This window comes from Kouleothrix sp. 19917 (assembly GCF_057073505.1).
In genome coordinates this window covers 1,214,759-1,231,577 of the sequence record NZ_CP097099.1, presented here as the reverse complement: position 1 = coordinate 1,231,577, position 16,819 = coordinate 1,214,759, and the positions used below count along the sequence as shown (strand labels likewise).

General features: G+C 61.7%; 11 protein-coding genes. 4 read left to right on the top strand and 7 right to left on the bottom strand.

Features of this window, described 5'->3' with window-relative positions:
- Nucleotides 1–15: 15 nt before the first annotated feature.
- Nucleotides 16–1,557: a hypothetical protein gene (locus M1P90_RS04830; protein ID WP_483701522.1), complete on the top strand. Its 1,542-nt coding sequence runs from the start codon at nt 16–18 to the stop codon at nt 1,555–1,557.
- A 346-nt stretch (nt 1,558–1,903) separates the two neighbouring features.
- Here M1P90_RS04830 and M1P90_RS04825 read toward each other — a convergent pair whose 3' ends face one another.
- Nucleotides 1,904–4,000 (bottom strand): acyltransferase family protein, encoded by a 2,097-nt coding sequence (locus M1P90_RS04825; protein ID WP_483701521.1) that lies wholly within the window; start codon nt 3,998–4,000, stop codon nt 1,904–1,906.
- Between the two features lie 263 nt (nt 4,001–4,263).
- Here M1P90_RS04825 and M1P90_RS04820 point away from each other — a divergent pair, with 263 nt between their 5' ends.
- Together M1P90_RS04820 and M1P90_RS04815 are read left to right on the top strand one after the other, a co-directional pair.
- Nucleotides 4,264–4,845 (top strand): GNAT family N-acetyltransferase, encoded by a 582-nt coding sequence (locus M1P90_RS04820; protein ID WP_483701520.1) that lies wholly within the window; start codon nt 4,264–4,266, stop codon nt 4,843–4,845.
- A gap of 75 nt (nt 4,846–4,920) precedes the next feature.
- A complete protein-coding gene (locus M1P90_RS04815; protein WP_483701519.1) occupies nt 4,921–5,625 on the top strand; it encodes a hypothetical protein in 705 nt (234 codons plus the stop codon).
- A gap of 268 nt (nt 5,626–5,893) precedes the next feature.
- Here the strand turns inward: M1P90_RS04815 and M1P90_RS04810 are convergent, their stop codons facing one another.
- From M1P90_RS04810 to M1P90_RS04800, 3 genes are all read right to left on the bottom strand, one after another.
- The gene (locus tag M1P90_RS04810; RefSeq protein WP_483701518.1) at nt 5,894–6,862 is read right to left on the bottom strand and encodes an aldo/keto reductase; all 969 of its coding nucleotides are present in this window, start codon (nt 6,860–6,862) and stop codon (nt 5,894–5,896) included.
- 15 nt (nt 6,863–6,877) lie between these two features.
- A complete protein-coding gene (locus M1P90_RS04805) occupies nt 6,878–7,861 on the bottom strand; it encodes an aldo/keto reductase (RefSeq protein ID WP_483701517.1) in 984 nt (327 codons plus the stop codon).
- 336 nt (nt 7,862–8,197) lie between these two features.
- Nucleotides 8,198–8,680, bottom strand: coding sequence for a MerR family transcriptional regulator (locus M1P90_RS04800; protein WP_483701516.1), 483 nt, complete (start codon nt 8,678–8,680; stop codon nt 8,198–8,200).
- A gap of 627 nt (nt 8,681–9,307) precedes the next feature.
- On the opposite strand from M1P90_RS04800, the gene M1P90_RS04795 reads away from it, so the two are divergent.
- Nucleotides 9,308–12,442: a S8 family serine peptidase gene (locus M1P90_RS04795; RefSeq protein WP_483701515.1), complete on the top strand. Its 3,135-nt coding sequence runs from the start codon at nt 9,308–9,310 to the stop codon at nt 12,440–12,442.
- A gap of 142 nt (nt 12,443–12,584) precedes the next feature.
- On the opposite strand, the gene M1P90_RS04790 is transcribed toward M1P90_RS04795, so the two are convergent.
- From M1P90_RS04790 to M1P90_RS04780, 3 genes are all read right to left on the bottom strand, one after another.
- On the bottom strand, nt 12,585–12,782 hold the full coding sequence (locus M1P90_RS04790; RefSeq protein ID WP_483701514.1) for a hypothetical protein: 198 nt from the start codon (nt 12,780–12,782) through the stop codon (nt 12,585–12,587).
- A 288-nt stretch (nt 12,783–13,070) separates the two neighbouring features.
- The gene (locus tag M1P90_RS04785; RefSeq protein WP_483701513.1) at nt 13,071–13,961 is read right to left on the bottom strand and encodes a UbiA family prenyltransferase; all 891 of its coding nucleotides are present in this window, start codon (nt 13,959–13,961) and stop codon (nt 13,071–13,073) included.
- On the bottom strand, nt 13,958–16,576 hold the full coding sequence (locus tag M1P90_RS04780) for a hypothetical protein (protein WP_483701512.1): 2,619 nt from the start codon (nt 16,574–16,576) through the stop codon (nt 13,958–13,960). The genes M1P90_RS04785 and M1P90_RS04780 overlap by 4 nt, the downstream gene beginning before the upstream one ends.
- Nucleotides 16,577–16,819: the final 243 nt, after the last annotated feature.

The window sequence follows — 16,819 nt, the reverse complement described above, 5'->3', positions numbered from 1 at the left end:
GAGGACACTCCGATCATGTTTTCACGCCTACGCCACCCAGGGAAAATCTCGCTTCTGCTCTTTGCGCTCCTGATAGCCGCAACAAGCAGCGCATTCATATCGGCGCAGCGCACGGCCCAGGCCGCAACCAGCGCCTCCAGCACGCAGGCTGGCAAATCGAAGATTTTCGTGCCGATGGCGCGCAGCATTGGCACCAGCACCACGCCGCCAGCCGATACCGGCAAGGGCGCGCTCTACCTCACGAAAGCGATCAAAACCGCCAGCGCCAGCGCGCAGGTCGATGCGGCGGGCGGCATGCACGCAGCCTTTGTGCATTTCGTGCCGCTGGCCGATCAGCCCGCCGCCGTGTATGGCGTCTGCGCGCCGGACGGCGACCGCTGCGGCAACGCGGCGAACTGGCACTTTGTGCAGCTCACCAGCCGCGCCGAAGAAGTGCAGCTTGCGCTGACGCCGGCCGGCCAGCCGCGCCTGCTGATCGTGGGCGACTCGGTGCTGTACCCGGGCGGCAAGGATTATATCTACGCCGCGTGCGATCTGGGCTGCGCCAGCGCGGCCAACTGGGCCACCGAGCGCGTGTTCTCCAGCGATGGCACGGCGATCTTCGACGTGAGCGACCAGCACACGCCGCAGCACTACTTCGCGCTCGACCCGCAGGGCCGCCCGCGCTTTGTCTACCAGGATCGCAACTATGGCATCGAGCCCGACCACTATGGCGCGTTTTACGCCTGGTGCGACGCGGGCTGCACCGACGCGAATAACTGGCAGCAAACGCAGGTTGGGCGCTGGATCGTCGGCACCGGCAACTACGAAATCTTCCACAACACCTCGCTGACCTTTACAAAAGACGGGCGCCCGCGCCTGGCGGCTGATGTGATCGCCATGAACGAAGACGGCAGCGAAGCGCCAAATGGCATCTATTACTATGGCTGCGACACAAACTGCGACCAGACCAGCGGCTGGCAGCGCGTGTTCCTCATCCCGCGTGGCGGCGGCTCGTACCCGCACCCCAGCTGGGATCTCGAGCTGGATGCGAACAACCGCCCGCGCATCGTCGTCTTCACTGGCGATGGGCTAAGCCCGGCTGAATTTAACCATCGGCTGTTGTACCTGTGGTGCAACGCAGCCTGCCTGAACGCCGACTCGTGGTTTTACGCGCCGATTGGTGCGCAGGGCGATGGCGAAAGCGCCGACCTGGAGCTGGACGCGCAGGGCCACCCGCGCGCGGTCTGGATCAGCGAGGATGGCGAGCTTGGCTACGCGGCCTGCGATGTTGCGTGCGAGTCGGACAACGGGCAGTGGCGCATCACGACGCTCGAAACGGCGGCGGCAATGGAGCAGGCCAACCCGCAGGCCATTCCTTACAACTGTGACGGGGCGCTGTGGCAGGGCATCGCGCCCACGCTTGCGCTCGACAGCGCCGGCAACCCGCGCATTGCGTACGACGTGCAGGTGGACGCGCGCTGCTACTATGCCGACCCGAACGACCCGCAAAACCCGACCTACCACTTCGACCGGGTGTGGAACGGCGCGCGCTGGATCTTCGCGCCAAAGCAGTAGGGCGCAGCTCTAGCAGTTTGCAGTCGGCAGTTATATTACCGCTCTACAACGCGTTCTCGCCAGCACCTGAATGGTCATACCAAATCCGCAAGAATACTTGTACACCGTGGGGTTCGGGGGCGGCTTCGCCGCCCCCGAATTTTCTTTTTCTGGTGCTGCGCCCCGGCTTCGCCGGGGCGCAGCACCAGAAAACAAAAGTGATCAAACGGAGTTAGTATCAGTCATTCTGCAAACCGCTGTAATAGCCACAGACAGGGCGAAACGTTCGTAAACGTTTCGCCCTGTCTGTGCGTTTGGAACTCATATCTGCCATTCTAAACCGAGCGCAGAGTGAATGCGACACAGGCTACGCCTGGGCAGCCCACAACTGCCTGAGCAGATCGCGAAACGAAGGATAGAGTACGCGATCGCCGTGCGCGCTCAGGTGATCGCCATCGTAAAACAGTGGCCCGGCCTGATCGGCAGCGCCGCACGGATCAGCGGGGCAAAGGATGGGAAATGGATCCCAGACGATTAGCTTCGGATGTTTTGCCGATAGGGTATCGAGTGAGCGCATGATTGGCTGGCGGTACTTCAGCAGGTAATCGCGACTCATGGCAAGCCCGCCAGCGCAGATCGGGTTGTTGCGGTTGAACCAGTCGAAGCAGCGAAATGCAGGCGCCTTGAACACCGGCTTGGGCGCTTCCATGATCACGCGCAGACCCTGCTGCTCGAATGTGCTGAGCACCGCATCTGCTTCTGCAAGCGCCGTAGCCCGCGCTGCCCGTGCTGCATCGCTTTCCTGCGCAGCCAGCAGCACCTGCTCGTCGTACACTGTTGCCTTATCGACCAGGCGGGGAAGATTGAGAGCTACCAGCAGCACTAGGTCGCCCGGCCGAGCGTGCTGTTGCGTATCCTGAAGCGCAGCCTTTATAAACCGATTGCACTCGGCCTCCTGCTCGTTCAGCGAACTCATAAGGCTGGCTGCACTGCAGCCGCCCCGGCTGTATGTTTTTACGGTAAACGCATTTTCTTCGGCCAGCGTATAAAACATCGTCATATACGCGCCGGCATGCGAGTCGCCAATAACGAAGAGCTGGCGCGGCTGCGTGAGCTGCGGCTTGCAGTTGATCGGCTCGTAGATCGTGACCCTGCCACCATTTGGTTCGGTAAAACTCGCTTTTGTTTTACACTGTGCGCGTGCCTGAGTCGCCTGGTTTGGCCAGGCATAGGCATTCCATGTTCGTGCATCCCGCGTCACGCTCAGGCTGATCTGGCTTTGATGCGCAAATACATTCGTTGTAGCAACATAGGCCAGCAGCACGCTTGCAAGGCCCGCAGCGATCACGCGCCAGCGCGGCTGCGTGCGCACAAGGCGGCTATGCCGGATCGGGTTTTCGAGCAGGAAGAACGACAGCGCGCCAAGCAGGCCTGTGAGCAGCAGGGCCAGCCCCATGTGCAGCGGCGTTTCAAGGCCAGTCGTCCACTTGAGCAGCACAATGACCGGCCAATGCCATAAGTAGAGCGAATACGAAAGCTTGCCGATCCAAACCAGAATTCGGCTCCCAAGCACCCGCACCGCCAGCGAATGGTGTGCCTGTGGTGCCTGCACGCCCGCAATGCTCAGGGCAGTTCCAGCAACGGCCAGCAGCCCGCCCGGGAAGGGGAACGACTGCTCGGCAGAAAGCCACAACGAGCTGGCGAGCAAGGCCAGCCCAAAGTAGCCCGCGCCAAGTGCGGCAGTGCTGGATCGAAAGAATGGATCGTTCCTGCTCTGCAGCTGGAAAAGCAGCGCGCCACATGCCAGCTCCCAGAAACGGCTTGGCAGAAGATAAAATGCCCGGGTTGGTGCCGCGGAGCTCGCATACCATGCATATGCCAGCGACAGCGCGAACAGCAGCGCCAGCAGCGCATTCGCAGCGATCCCCTGAGCACCCGGGCGCCGCCGCCAGCGCATCCAGATAAAAAACAACAAGGGGAAGATGAGATAGAATTGCTCTTCCACACCCAGCGACCATGTGTGTGTGAATGCGTTATTCTCTGCGCGTGGCGAGAAGTAATCATCCGACGACCAGATCAGCGCAACGTTGCTCATGCCAATAAACGCATACTTGGCGGTATTCTGGCTTGTGCTGCTGAGCCAGGAGCTTGGGATAAGCATGGTGGCGGCGATACTCGTGGCAAGCAGGCAGGCCAGCAGCGGCGGCACGATGCGCACAATACGCCGCGCATAAAAACCAGCAAGGAATTGCCGAAACGATGCCGCGCCATCGGCGGCCAGCGAGCGGCTCACCACATAGCCCGAGATAACAAAGAACACGTCCACCCCGGAAAAGCCACCGGGCAGGAGCGAAGGGTCAAGATGATACAAAATTACCGCAAGCACTGCAATTGCGCGCAAGCTATCGATCTGCGGAATGTATCCTGTGGAAGGGTGCAGCGGTGCTGGGCTATCTGACTGCATGGAAACCTCGAGATCACGTCACGTTCGGTGGTGGCAGCACAGGCTGAACAACGCCCAGCGTGCGCACGGAGTGCCGGGCTGGTTTCGCAATGTCCAGCACAAAAGGGGCGAAACTGCTGAAATAGCATTGAATCTGCTGGCTGCCGATTTTTCGTACTATACCATATCCCTGGTCGCACCCAGCAAGCCCAGCCCGAAGCTGGAAATCGCCAGACGCCGCGCCCGGCAGCAACACACGATATCTATACCAGTGGAGCCAAACAATGACCAACACAGAAGAGTTTCGCATACTGACGCCGCGCCTGCTGCTGCGCGATTTCGTGGCCGAAGACTGGCCAGCCGTGCACGCCTACGTTTCCGACCCCGAGGTGGTGCGCTACCTGATGTTCCCGCCGCAAACCGAAGACGGCACCCGCCAGTATGTCGCGCGCATGATCGGCTATGCGCAGGAACAGCCGCGCACGCGCTTCTACCTGGCGATTGTGCGCCAGCACGAGCAGGATGTTATTGGCAACATCAACCTGGCATGCTCGGGCGGCGAGCTGGGCGAGGCGCAGCAGGGCAGCTTTTCCTACCAGCTGCGGCGCGATGTCTGGGGGCAGGGTTACGCCACCGAGGCCATGCAGGCGATTGTGCAGTTTGGCTTTGCAACGCTCAGGCTGCATCGCATCAGCGATTTTGCTGACCCAGCCAACCATGCCTCGATGCGCGTGATGGAGAAGCTCGGCATGCGCCGCGAAGGCCACCTGGTGCAGAACTACTACACCAAAAAACGCTGGCGCGACTCGGTGGTGTATGCCATGCTGGCGGAAGAATGGCACGCGCAGCAGGCCGCGCAGGAATAGCCGCCGCACTCATCCGCCGCGCCCGCGCGCTCCGCATATTCAAGCGAACCGCAGCCGCACACAGATGGAGTTGCCATGAAACGCACCAACGTGCTGGTTTCGCTCTACTCGCTCACCGCGCTGGTCATCATCATCGAGCGGCTGCTGCCCGCCACGCGGCTGCTGCTGCAACCGCACGACTTCATCCGCCTGCACGAAATCAACCAGACGGTGATCTTCCTGACGATCACGGTCGCGCTGTCGTTTTTTGTGCTGAAATCGGTGACCGATGAGTTTCGCGCGCTGGGCCGGCGGGGCAACACAATTCTCGCGGCGCTGTTTGTGTGCGGGGCCTACCTGTATGGCGCGGGCGAGGGCTGGCACGAGGTCGCCAGCTTTACGCTGAACACCTACTGCGATTCGAAAGCGCCTGTGGGGACGATGTGCCAGGGCCTGTTCATCAACGACTACTATGCCGGGAATATCATTTTCTTCGTAGGCGGCGTGATGATGAACGCCACGCTGCTGGCGCTGGCAACGCAGCAGCGTATGGAACGCTTCAACAACACCGACATGGCGATCCTGCTGTTCAACAGCGTCGTTTACGCCTTTACGTGGTTCGCCTACGCCGCGTTTGACCTTGTGCTGGTGGGGCTGTTCTTTGCCGTGCTGCTGGCGGTTATTTCGATTGTCGCGTGGCTGAAAGTTGGGCGCAACCTGCGCGAGTACCCGTATATCACATACAGCGTGATTGCGTACACGCTCGCTGCTGTGGGGACGCTGATCTACCGGGCGGTGTAGAGCCAGAACCGCATGAGGGTTTAGGGTCTGGGGTTTTGGGATTAGGCCTGCACCCTGAACATGTAAACCTGCGAACCTTCGACCCATGAACCACAGAATCAGGAGCCACAGAGAGCACAGAGAATACCGAGTTACACCAAATCTGGGTGAGTGTTACAAGTTACGCACTACGCACTACAAAGCCAAGAGCCTGGTTCGCAGATGCGCTTTCTGTTTGCAGATTTGGAATTAAAACCTATTCCCTCCGTGCTCTCCGTGGCCTAATTCGCTACCAGGCGTAAGCCACAGGGGCTTCGCCGCCCGGGCCGGGCCAGATCTCGTCGAGCTTCTTGAGCGTTTCTGCGGAAAGCGTGATGTCAAGCGCGCGCAGGTTGCCGGTGAGCTGCTCGGCGGTGCGCGGCCCGATGATCGGCGCGGTGACGACCGGGTTGCTCAGCAGCCACGCCAGCCCGACATCGGCGGGCTGTTCGCCCAGCTCCTTGCACAGCCCCTCATACGCCTCAAGCTGCGCGCGATATTTTTCCATCTGCTGCTGCTGGCGCTCGTCGGCGCGGCGGCCTTCGCTGGCCTTTTGCAGCGCGCCGCCCAGCAAACCACCCGCCAGTGGGCTCCACGGGATCAGGCCCAGGCCGAAGTGGCGGCAGGCCGGAATAACTTCCAGCTCGATCGTGCGCGCATTCAGGTTGTACAGGCTTTGCTCCGACACCAGGCCCAGGAAGTGGCGGTGCTGCGCGCTGCTCTGCGCGGTGGCAATGTCCCAGCCCGCGAAATTGCTGGAGCCGACGTAGATCACCTTACCTTCGCGCACCAATTGCTCCATCGCCTGCCAGATTTCTTCCCAGGGCGTCGTTCGCTCGATATGGTGCATCTGGTAGAGATCGATGTGGTCGGTTTGCAGGCGGCGCAGGCTGTCTTCGCAGGCCTTGCGGATGTGGTAGGCCGAAAGGCCGCGCTCGTTCGCGCCTTCGCCCATTTTGTTGTAGGCTTTGGTGGCGAGCACGATCTGGTCGCGGCGGCCGCCCTGCGCCAGCCAGCGGCCAATGATCTGCTCGGTGATGCCTTCGCCCAGCTTCCAGCCATAAACGTTGGCAGTGTCGAAGAAGTTAATCCCCTGCTCCAGTGCCTGATCCATGATCGCAAAGCTGTCGGCTTCGCTGGTTTGCGGGCCGAAGTTCATGGTGCCCAGGCACAGGCGGCTGACGCTCAGGCCGGTGCGGCCAAGGTGGGTGTACTGCATTGGTTTTGCTCCTTATTAGCGGGCGGCGTCGCCCATACGGTAGGGCGTGGTCAGTTCGTCAAGGCGCGTTTTGAGCGCGGCGGGCAGCGGCGCTTCGGCGGCGCGCAGGCTGTCGTCGAGCTGGGCGGGCTTGCTCGCGCCAACGATTGGCGCGGTGATGGTGGGATTGGCCAGCACCCAGGCGACGGCGAGCTGCACCATCGACATGCCGGCTTCTTCGGCCAGCGGGCGCAGCTGCTCAACCGTGCTGAACTCGCGCTCGTGCCAGTAGCGCTCCTGGTACATCTTGCCCGCATTGCCAAGCGTGAAACGCCCTTCCGGCGCGCTGCTGCTGTGCTTGCCGCTGAGCAGGCCGCCCGCGATCGGGTTGTACGGGATCACGCCAACGCCGTCTTCGGCGCACAGTGGCAGCAGCTCGCGCTCGATCTGGCGGAACAGCAGGTTGTAGCGCGGCTGCACCGAGTCGAAGCGCGCCACGCCCAGCGCCTCGCTGCGGCCAAGCGCGCGCGCCACCTGGTAAGAAAGAAAGTTCGAGCAGCCGACATAGCGCACTTTGCCAGCGCGAACGACATCGTCGAGCGCGCGCAGGGTCTCGTCAATTGGCGTGCTTGGGTCGGGGCCGTGCAGCTGGTAAAGGTCGATATAGTCGGTCTGCAAGCGGCGCAGCGAAGCGTCCACCGCATCCAGAATGTGCTTGCGCGAGTTGCCCTGGTCCCAGGCGTTTGGCCCCATTTTGCCAAAGCACTTGGTGGCAAGCACATAGTTGCTGCGCCTGCCCTTCAGCCAGCGGCCAACAATCTCCTCGGTGCGCCCAACCGTGGCGAGGTCGCCGCCGAGCGGGTAGACGTCAGCGGTATCGAAAAAGGTAATGCCGCCCTCAGCGGCGCGATCCATGATCGCAACCGAGCCTGGCTCATCGCACTGCAGACCAAAGGTCATTGTGCCCAGGCACAGGCGCGAAACCTGCAGGCCAGTGCGGCCCAATCGAACGTGCTCCATGGCGTGAATCCTTCCTAGCTAAGCTCCGCGAACGGCGTATGCGATACGCCCAGACCGCGAAGGGCGTATCGCATACGCCCAGACCGCGAACGGCGTATCGCATACGCCCAGACCGCGAACCGCGGAACCGCATGAGGGTTTAGGGTCTGGGGTTTTGGGATTGAGCCTGCACCTTGCAACCAGCAACGTGTAAACCTGCAACCCCTCGCCCTCTGCTCTCCGCGTCCTTTGCGTCTTTACGGGACCGAGAACTGAGAACCAAACAGTCGGCAGTAGGCAGTAGTCAGTGAACCCGCCAACGTGCAACTTTCAAACCCTCGCCCCCGCTCCCCGCGCTCAGTTCTCCTCCGATTCGTGATGCTGCTGCAGCGCATCGGCCAGCAGGTGCTCGTGAATATCACGCGAGATCGCTGCCGAGCGCTCGGGGTCGCGCTCCTCGACCGCCTGCCAGTAGGCGATTTTGCGCTCCAGGTAGGCCAGGTGGCTTTCCATCTGGCGCATGCGCTCGGCCAGCACATGCCGGTGCGCTTCCAGCATCTGCCGCCGCGCGCGCGCACCGCCATCGCCCAGCGGGGCCAGCTCGAAATAGCGGCGCATCTGGCCGATCGACAGGCCGGTGGCGCGCAGGCATGCCATCGACTCCATGTGGCGAATGTCGTCGGCCGAATAGCGGCGGTGCCCGCTCGACTCATCGCGCCGCACCGCGCGCAGCAGGCCGATTCGCTCATAGTAGCGCAGCGTGTGCTCGCTCATACCAGTCAGCTCGGCAGCTTGCTGGATGGTATATTCAGCCGGCTCGTGCATTGGCAGCGTGGCCATCGGCGTCTCCTTTCGTGTGCCGTTGCGGGAATGATACAAAACTTAGAGCGCTCTAAGTCAAGTTGGAATGTGTATTATACCGAACCGTGCCCCTGGCTCAGCCATCCCGCTGCTTCCCGCCGCGTGTGAGCATTTTGTCATCCAGCGCAGTATGAATTCGTGTATTTTTCAGCCAGGATCACGCTCTTTATACACATAGTGAAAATCCCAAACGGTCGTATATTCACCATACCGTGTGATAGCACAGGCTGCGCCATGCGCCATGCGTGAGTTTGCGATGCTGTTTTCACGCGGCATGGTGCCCAGAAAGAAAGGAGGGTTTTGGCGCATTGTAACGAGCCCTGGGCCTTTCAGCTATTCTCGTTTTCATGGCGTGATCTGCGGATCGTGTGATTGTTTCCGACACTTGGGTGAAACTGGTCGAATGAATAGCGTGCTCATCATTACCCGCCGATGAGATTCGTGGTATCGATGTTCCTGTTGAGCATCGCATTCCTTCTGCACTAAGCTTGGCCAGTTCACAACGAAGTGAAGGGCTAAAGGAGAAAGTCGTTCATGTCTGGCAGTAACTCTCTGCATCGCCGTCTTAGTAGTATTGTAGGTTCCGTCCTCGCACTTGCAATTGCGGTGCCGCTTGTCGCAGGCCAGCCCACGGCACATGCCGCCGGCAGCGGCCAGCCCACCAAGCGCGACCGCGAGCTGATTGCGCTGGCCCGCAGCCAGGGCAGCGCGAGCGTCAGGCTGCTGATTGCCGCAAAAGACGGCAAGAACAGCAGTGTCGCGCAGCAAATTCAGGCGCTGGGCGGCACAGTCGAAGTTTCCAACGAAAAAATCGACTATGTGCTGGCCGATGTGCCAACCGGTCAGGCCGAAAGCGCATTTGGCATCAGCGGTGTTGAGTCGCTTGGGCTCGACGAAATCCTGTCGCTGGAAGATCCGCGCGCGGACGGCATTGCCGCCCCGACGCCGCAGACCCCGCCCAGCGCGTCGACCCCGCAGATCAATCCGTACATGCCGATCGGTGACACTGGTGCCGCGCAGTTCATGCAGAATAATCCGACCTGGGATGGCCGTGGCGTCACGGTCGGCATTCTCGACTCGGGCATCGACCTGGCGCACCCCGCGCTTTCCACCACCACCACCGGCGAGCGCAAGATCATCGACTGGGTGACGTTCACCGCCCAGACCGGCGACAACGACCCAACCTGGCTGAACATGAACACGCAGGTGACAGGCCCGACCTTCACCGTCAGCGGCGCAACCTACACCGCGCCGGCAGCCGCAGCCTACCGCTTCGCGCTGTTTAATGAGCGCGACTCGCGGCTTGGCGGCGAGCTTGGCAACGACGTGAACCGCGACGGCAACCCGGCCGGCAGCTCGGGCATTTTCGCCGTGCTGTGGGACAAAGCCAGCAACAACGTCTACGTCGACACCAACCAGAACCGCAACTTTGCCGACGAGCAGGCGATGACCGACTATAAGGTTCGCTACGACGTTGGACGCTTCGGCACCGACAACCCGGCGACCGCGATCAGCGAGGCCCTGCCGTTTGTGGTGCAAACCTCGCCCAGCACCAACTATGTCAACATCGGCATTGTGTCGGGCGCGCACGGCTCGCACGTGGCCGGCATTGTCGCGGGTAACCACCTGTTCGGCGGCGCGATGACGGGCGCGGCCCCGGGCGCCAAGCTGGTGTCGATCCGCGTTTGTCTGTTCATCAGCGGCTGCACCTCGTCGGCGCTGGTCAACGGCATGATTTTCGCGGTTGAGACGGCCCACGTCGACACGATCAATATGTCGATCGGTGGCCTGCCCGCGCTGAACGCTGGCGAGAACAATGGCCCGGCCAACACCCGCGCCATTCTGTACAACCGCCTGATCGATGAGGGTGGCGTGCAGATGTTCATCTCGGCGGGCAACAACGGCGCTGGCGTCAACACGATTGGCGACCCCTCGGTGGCTGCCAGGGTGATGAGCCTCGGCTCGTATGTCACCGATGCGACGTGGCGCAGCAACTACGGCTCGAATTCGGCCTACGTCGATAACATTCACAACTACTCGTCGCGTGGCCCGCGTGAAGATGGCGGCATGAAGCCCCAGATCGTCGCGCCGGGCGCGGCTGTGTCAACGGTTCCAACCTGGCAGGCAGGCCAGCCGGTCGCTGGTGTGTACGATCTGCCTCCTGGCTATGGCATGTTCAACGGCACCTCGATGGCCTCGCCCCAGGCGGCAGGCGCTGCGGCCCTGCTGATCAGCGCGGCCAAGCAGTCGAATGTGCAGTATGCCCCGGCGCAGCTGCGGCAGGCGCTCAACTCGACGGCGCGCTACCTGGATAAGGATCGCTTCGAGGCCTACGACCAGGGCAATGGCCTGATCAAGGTCCAGAGCGCCTGGAACATGCTGCGCAAGAACCTCAAGCCGGTTGAGATCAGCGCGTCGGTTCCGGTCAAGACTGCGCTGAGCGGCTTCCTGATCAACCCGAACGTCGGCATTGGCATCTACGAGCGCGAAGGCGTGGCGGCCAACTCAACGCTGGTGCGCGAGTTCACCTTCAAGCGCACCTCGGGCGCGGCTGGCGCAATCACCTACCACGTCAAGTTTGTTGGCGATGTGTCGAGCTACAGCGCGCCCGCGAAGGTGACGCTACCGCTCAACCAGGAAGTCAAGCTGAAAGTCACTGTCAAGGTCGGCGGCCCAGGCACCTACTCGACGCTGATGAACCTGGAAGACACAAAAACCGCTGGCGTCGACTTCCAGACAATGAACACGGTGATTGTGGCCAACCAGTTCACCGCCGCGAACAATTTCTCGGCCACCACCACTGGCACCGTGGGCCGCAACCAGACCTGGCACTTCTTCTACAACATCCCAGCTGGCACGCCGGCGTTCAAAGTCAACCTGACGGGCACCACCGGCCAGGTGCGCTTCATGCGCTTCGACCCGTATGGCTTGCCCGCCGAGGCCGAGCAGACCAGCTCGTCGTGCTATGTTCCGGCCCAGCCCGGCAACACCTGCAATGGCACCACCCGCACGGTTTCGAACCCGCTGCCGGGTGTGTGGGAGCTGGCCGTAGACGCGCGCCGCACTTCCGACACCGCAGTGTCGAACTTCACGCTGAGCGCGTCGATCCTGGGCACGAACGTGACGGTTAGCCCGAACCCAGTGAACGCCACGGTTGGCAGCGTAACGCCGATCAACGTGACCGCAACCAACCTCTACGGCGCATTCACTGGCCGGATTGTTGGCACGGGCGCGCTGGGCAGCGCCAAACGCAGCGTTGAAACGATTGCCGACCTGCAGCAGAAGCAGTACCAGATCAATGTCGCTGCTGGCTCGACTTCGCTGCGCGCAACCATTGGCGGGCCTTCGGACCCGGCCGCCGACCTGGACCTGTTCCTGTATCGCTGCACCACCGGCAGCTGTGTGCTGGCTGGCCAGAGCGCCGACGGCGATTCGGAAGAGTCGGTGACGGTTGCGAACCCGGCCGCAGGTCTCTGGGTCGTCCTGATCGATGGCTACTCGGTTCCAGCCGGCACGACGACGTTCAACTACGTCGATGTGTTCGTCAACCCGAGCTTTGGCTCGGTGGCCGTGACCGATTCCGACGCGCTGCATGCCTCGGGCTCGTCGTGGACCGCGCCCGGCACCGTGACGGTGAATGCCGCCCCGGCAGCGGGCCGCGTGCTGCTCGGCGGCGTGCAGGTTCGCACCGATGAGAACGTGCTCGTCGGCGCCAGCGATGTCGTGGTGAACGTCAACTAATACCCCCAGTTTTCGCGCACAGCCCATGCCAGCAATGGCATGGGCTGTGTCGTTTTTCGCCACGCAATGCTGCCAGCACGTGGGCAACAAAAAGCGAGAAGCTGCGCGCAGCTTCTCGCTTTTTTATTACACAAAAAGGAATCTACTCGCCCGACGAGCTGGACGTTTCGGTTTTGATCTCCGCCCCCGGCTTGCCGCTCGGCTCGCGGCTGGGCGCGCCCTCATACTCCGATGAGCTTTCCGGCTTGGGCACGCGGCGCTCGGTATTCAGTTCCGGTTGAATCGTTTTGCTTTCGGCTTTCGCGGGAACTTTCGGTTTCGCTGTATCGCTGTGGCTCATCACTTCGCTCCTTTGCTCTGCAACGGTTTGCTATCTGCCCACAGCATGGCAAGAACTATGCCATTTCTTAACTTTATTCACCGATTACTACTCTGGAAGAAAAGTTCTTTTCTACAACGGGCAAGCTTCCTGGAAGCTCATCTGAGTATCAGGTTAAAGCAAAACTGGCCTGAGCTTCCTGGAAGCTGAGTATAAAGAAATTTATTTCCAGAGTAATTACGCAGATATGAAGTCTGTAATCTGCGGAGGAATTTTTACGACGCTGACCTGGCCCTGACCATTCACTCCTCACAACGCGCCGGCACACAGCATCGCCACCCCAATCAGCGCGAACAGCAGGCGATAGCGCCGCTGCATCCATGCCGCGCTTTCAAAGCCCAGGCCACGCCGCAGCGCGCGCACCGACCACGCCATATGCGCCAGCCAGCCAAGCGCGCTCAACAGCAGGAAGCTTGGCAGCATACCCAGCGCAGCCAGAGCGACGACAGTGGCATACGCGGCAGTAAAGGTAGCCACGCTCGCCAGAAAGGCGCGCTCGCGCCCGAATACCACCGCGCTGGTGCGAATGCCATTGAGCAAATCGCCCTCGTAGTCGCGCACTTCGTGGTTGAGATGCCCGCCCGCAAACACCAGCCCAAAGAACAGACTAATCGCAATGCCGCGCGTGTCCAGCACGTGAAAGGCGCCGTAGCCCAGCAGGAAGTGCAGCGCGCCGCCCAGCATGTGGTTAAGCGAGCCAACCACCGGCGCGCGCTTGCCAAAGAGTGCCGAGCACGAATAAAGCACGCTCAAAATGGCAATCGCAGCGCCCAGCAGCGTGGCAAGCGTGCCAATCGCAACAAAGGCCACATTCGCAACGCCAAGCAGCGCAAGTGTAACGACCGCAACCTGCCCGCGGCTAATTCCCTGCCGCGTAAACACGAACTCGGCCCGCCGCGGGTCGTGAAGGTCGCTGCTGTAGCCCACCCAATCATTGAAAATAAAGATGTGGGCGGTGAGCGCCAGGCTGCCAAACAGCAGGATACCAAGCCTGAGCGTGCCATATGGCGCGAGGCTGAAGCCGCCCAATGCGCAACCAAGCAGCGGCGATGCCTGAAGCGCCAGCACCTCGGGCGCGCGCGCCGACGCGAAATGCCGCACGATGCGGGAGTACTGCCGAAACGATGATGCAGCAATCATAGTGATGGTTGGCGAAGTTGCCCGGCATCAGCGCGAGCAGCATCGTATAAGCGGAGCCACAGGGCATAGCCAGCATCTTCCGACCAGTAATAGCGTCGCACATTCCCACTCAGATCGTTGTGGTAGAGCAGCGGTGGACCTTTACGAAGTGCCGCAAAATCGTCGCTGCCAATGCCTGCAAGCAGGCTGCGAATGGCATCGCGCACCTGCACGTCCTGCGGCGACGCAACCAGCAAGCGCGCCGCCTCGCTCCAGATCGCCTGCCTCTTCGTGGCAGGAAGCGCCAGCCGTTCGCTTGGTAGTGGCAGTGGGCAACCACGCTGCCCCAGCTCGGCACTGCGGAGGTATGGCACCAGCGCAGTTCTGGCGTAGTATGGCCAGATATCCTCATCCCAGAACGAACGCTGAAGCGCGCTGCACAGGCTCTGCGCGGCCGGCGGGTCAAGCTCGCGCAGCATCAGGTAGATATGCATCTGAATTGCGATATCGCTTGGGTTCGGGTCGCTGCCGGCATCAATACACTGGTATTGGTTTTCAGGAGCGAGCCAGGTATGGTACAAGCCCCGCGCATCACGGTAGCGATCAAGTTCTTCCAGCATGGCTTGCCGCCTGGGGTCGCCAGCACCCGGCCCAGCGATGCGCCACACCAGCGCCGTATCATCAGAGTCGGGCGTGATTGCACAGCCCAGCGTGCCAATCGTCGGCGCATCTGGCAGCCCGTGGTAGCGCACCAGGCCATTGCTTTCGATCTGCGCCGCAAGGTGCCTGCGCGCCCGCGCCAGCGCATCGTCGAGGCCATGCTGGCGCGCGAGTGGTGCAAGCAGATCGATCAGCACCGACGTCGTGTAGGTATTCATTTCCTGGCCCGGGTCTATGTAACGAACACCTGCTGTATACGAAGTCAGCCAGTATCCTTCCTTGCTCTGATGTTCCCGCAACAGCGCCGCTGCGCGCACTGCCATCGCATCCAGATCTGCTGCGGACGTGGCTGGCAAGGTGGCGGCATCCTGCTCGAGTTCTTGCGCAACCACAACAACGCGCTGCTCCCGAATGATCCGGGCATCGCTTCTCGCGTCGGCGCGAACCGCAAGCTGAAGCGTGCGTTCTCCGGGCGCAACGCCCCACAGCTGCGCAGCGACACGCCAGCCCGACGGCGCAGTGGTGCCTAGCGCATCGTTCACGTCTGGGCGCGGCAGAAACTCAGCCGTCGAGCCAACCACAATCCCATCGATCAGCACCAGCAGCTGACTCGGCGTGCGCCCGCCTGTGAGCGCCCACCCTTCGAGCATCGCTCCCGGTTCCAGCCTGGGCACGTCGTCGAGCGTACGAACCAGCGCCGGCCCCACGCGATCAAGTGAGCCGTGCGCATCGTACAGAAGCTCGGCGCGTGCTGGCGCATGCTGTAGCTCAGTGAGAAATGGGATATTGCCAAGATCCCAAGCACCGGCCATCGAATCTGCATTCCCGGCATACAAAAGATCGTCGCTCGCCTTGGTATACCAGAACGCGCCAATTGCCTGCACCGCCACGGATGCAACCATCGCCAGCACAAGCAGACCGCGTGCAAACGGGCGCAGCACAAGTGGCGCGGGCGCGAGCATCCATACCAGAATTGGCAGCAGGTCGGTGAGCCAGCGCGGCCCCCACGACACACCCGCCCGCCAGTCGGCCTGCGAATACACCAGGAACTGCGCCAGCGCGGCCAAACCCAGCACGATGGCCAAATGTTTCGTTCCTGGCGCTCGCAGGCGCTGAAACAAGCCTACGGAAACAAGCACCAGAAACGGCGAAAACACCAGCAGGCCGCGCGCCGGGCTAATCAGCAGGCCCGCTAAACCCGTCCAGTCGAGATGGAAGAAGGGTTCGTTTGGATTTTTTCCAACCGCATACCCACCAATAACAGTGCCAATAAACATGACGTTGTAGTATAAAAGTGCCGCCAGCGGCACAGCCGCGCCAGCAAAAAACCACACCGCCCCGCGCCGCTGAGTCCACAGCACAAACAGCCCGAGCACGCCCGCAATCAGCGCATCGGGCGGGCGATTGGCCGCCATGAGCATGCACACCGCGCCAAGCAGGGCGGTGCGCGCCGGTGTGGCCCGCGCCAGGGCCAGCAGCAAGGCCAGGGCAATCAGCAGTTCGCCGGTGCCATGCTGCCAGAGCGCCTGACTAGAGATCATCCACGTATTCGTGCCAAACGCGAACACCAGCGTCAGCGGCAGGGTCCAGCGCGTGCCATCGCGACGCAGCACCAGGTACATCAGCACGCTCGCAAGCGAGGCAAGCAGCGACGCCGACAGCTTTTCCATCACTTCGGCAACGCGATTAACCTGCGGCGGCTGCCAGCCAGTGCGGTTGAGCCAGATCACAGCCGGAAGATACAGCGGCGCTGCCAGCAGCGGGGTAACTACCGGGTAGAGAGAAGCAATCTTATGCTCGCGCGTGCGGATCATCCAGTAAGCCCAGGGCTCAAAATAGGCGACTTTCGCATCAGCGCCGGCCGGCCGATTGCGTGGCGCAGTCATTGAATGGCCGTGCGCAACCAGGCGCGCATCCGCGTCGAGCGCGAGCGTGCCGCTGTGCCAGAGGATCAGGGGCATGAAGCGGGCAGACATTGTGTCGCCCGAGCCAATTTGCCGCAGGTTTGCGTTGTACACCAAGAAACAGAACAAACCCAGGAGAAATGCGGTTGCTATGGGGTGGCGGAAGAAGCGGATCGACATTCGAGACAATGGCAAGGTGCCAGCAGGCTCGCTCAATTCCTTCTCCCCTCGTTAGGCACTAAGCGATTGGGCTGATTGTTGCCTATTATAGGCTCGCGGAGTGGTTGCGCGCGCTGTATAGCTTGCAGAAGTGTT

Coding starts and splice junctions, on each gene's coding strand:
- M1P90_RS04830 (WP_483701522.1), top strand. CDS start 16: ATGTTTTCACGCCTACGCCACCCAGGGAAAATCTCGCTTCTGCTCTTT.
- M1P90_RS04825 (WP_483701521.1), bottom strand. CDS start 4,000: ATGCAGTCAGATAGCCCAGCACCGCTGCACCCTTCCACAGGATACATT.
- M1P90_RS04820 (WP_483701520.1), top strand. CDS start 4,264: ATGACCAACACAGAAGAGTTTCGCATACTGACGCCGCGCCTGCTGCTG.
- M1P90_RS04815 (WP_483701519.1), top strand. CDS start 4,921: ATGAAACGCACCAACGTGCTGGTTTCGCTCTACTCGCTCACCGCGCTG.
- M1P90_RS04810 (WP_483701518.1), bottom strand. CDS start 6,862: ATGCAGTACACCCACCTTGGCCGCACCGGCCTGAGCGTCAGCCGCCTG.
- M1P90_RS04805 (WP_483701517.1), bottom strand. CDS start 7,861: ATGGAGCACGTTCGATTGGGCCGCACTGGCCTGCAGGTTTCGCGCCTG.
- M1P90_RS04800 (WP_483701516.1), bottom strand. CDS start 8,680: ATGGCCACGCTGCCAATGCACGAGCCGGCTGAATATACCATCCAGCAA.
- M1P90_RS04790 (WP_483701514.1), bottom strand. CDS start 12,782: ATGAGCCACAGCGATACAGCGAAACCGAAAGTTCCCGCGAAAGCCGAA.
- M1P90_RS04785 (WP_483701513.1), bottom strand. CDS start 13,961: ATGATTGCTGCATCATCGTTTCGGCAGTACTCCCGCATCGTGCGGCAT.
- M1P90_RS04780 (WP_483701512.1), bottom strand. CDS start 16,576: ATGTCTGCCCGCTTCATGCCCCTGATCCTCTGGCACAGCGGCACGCTC.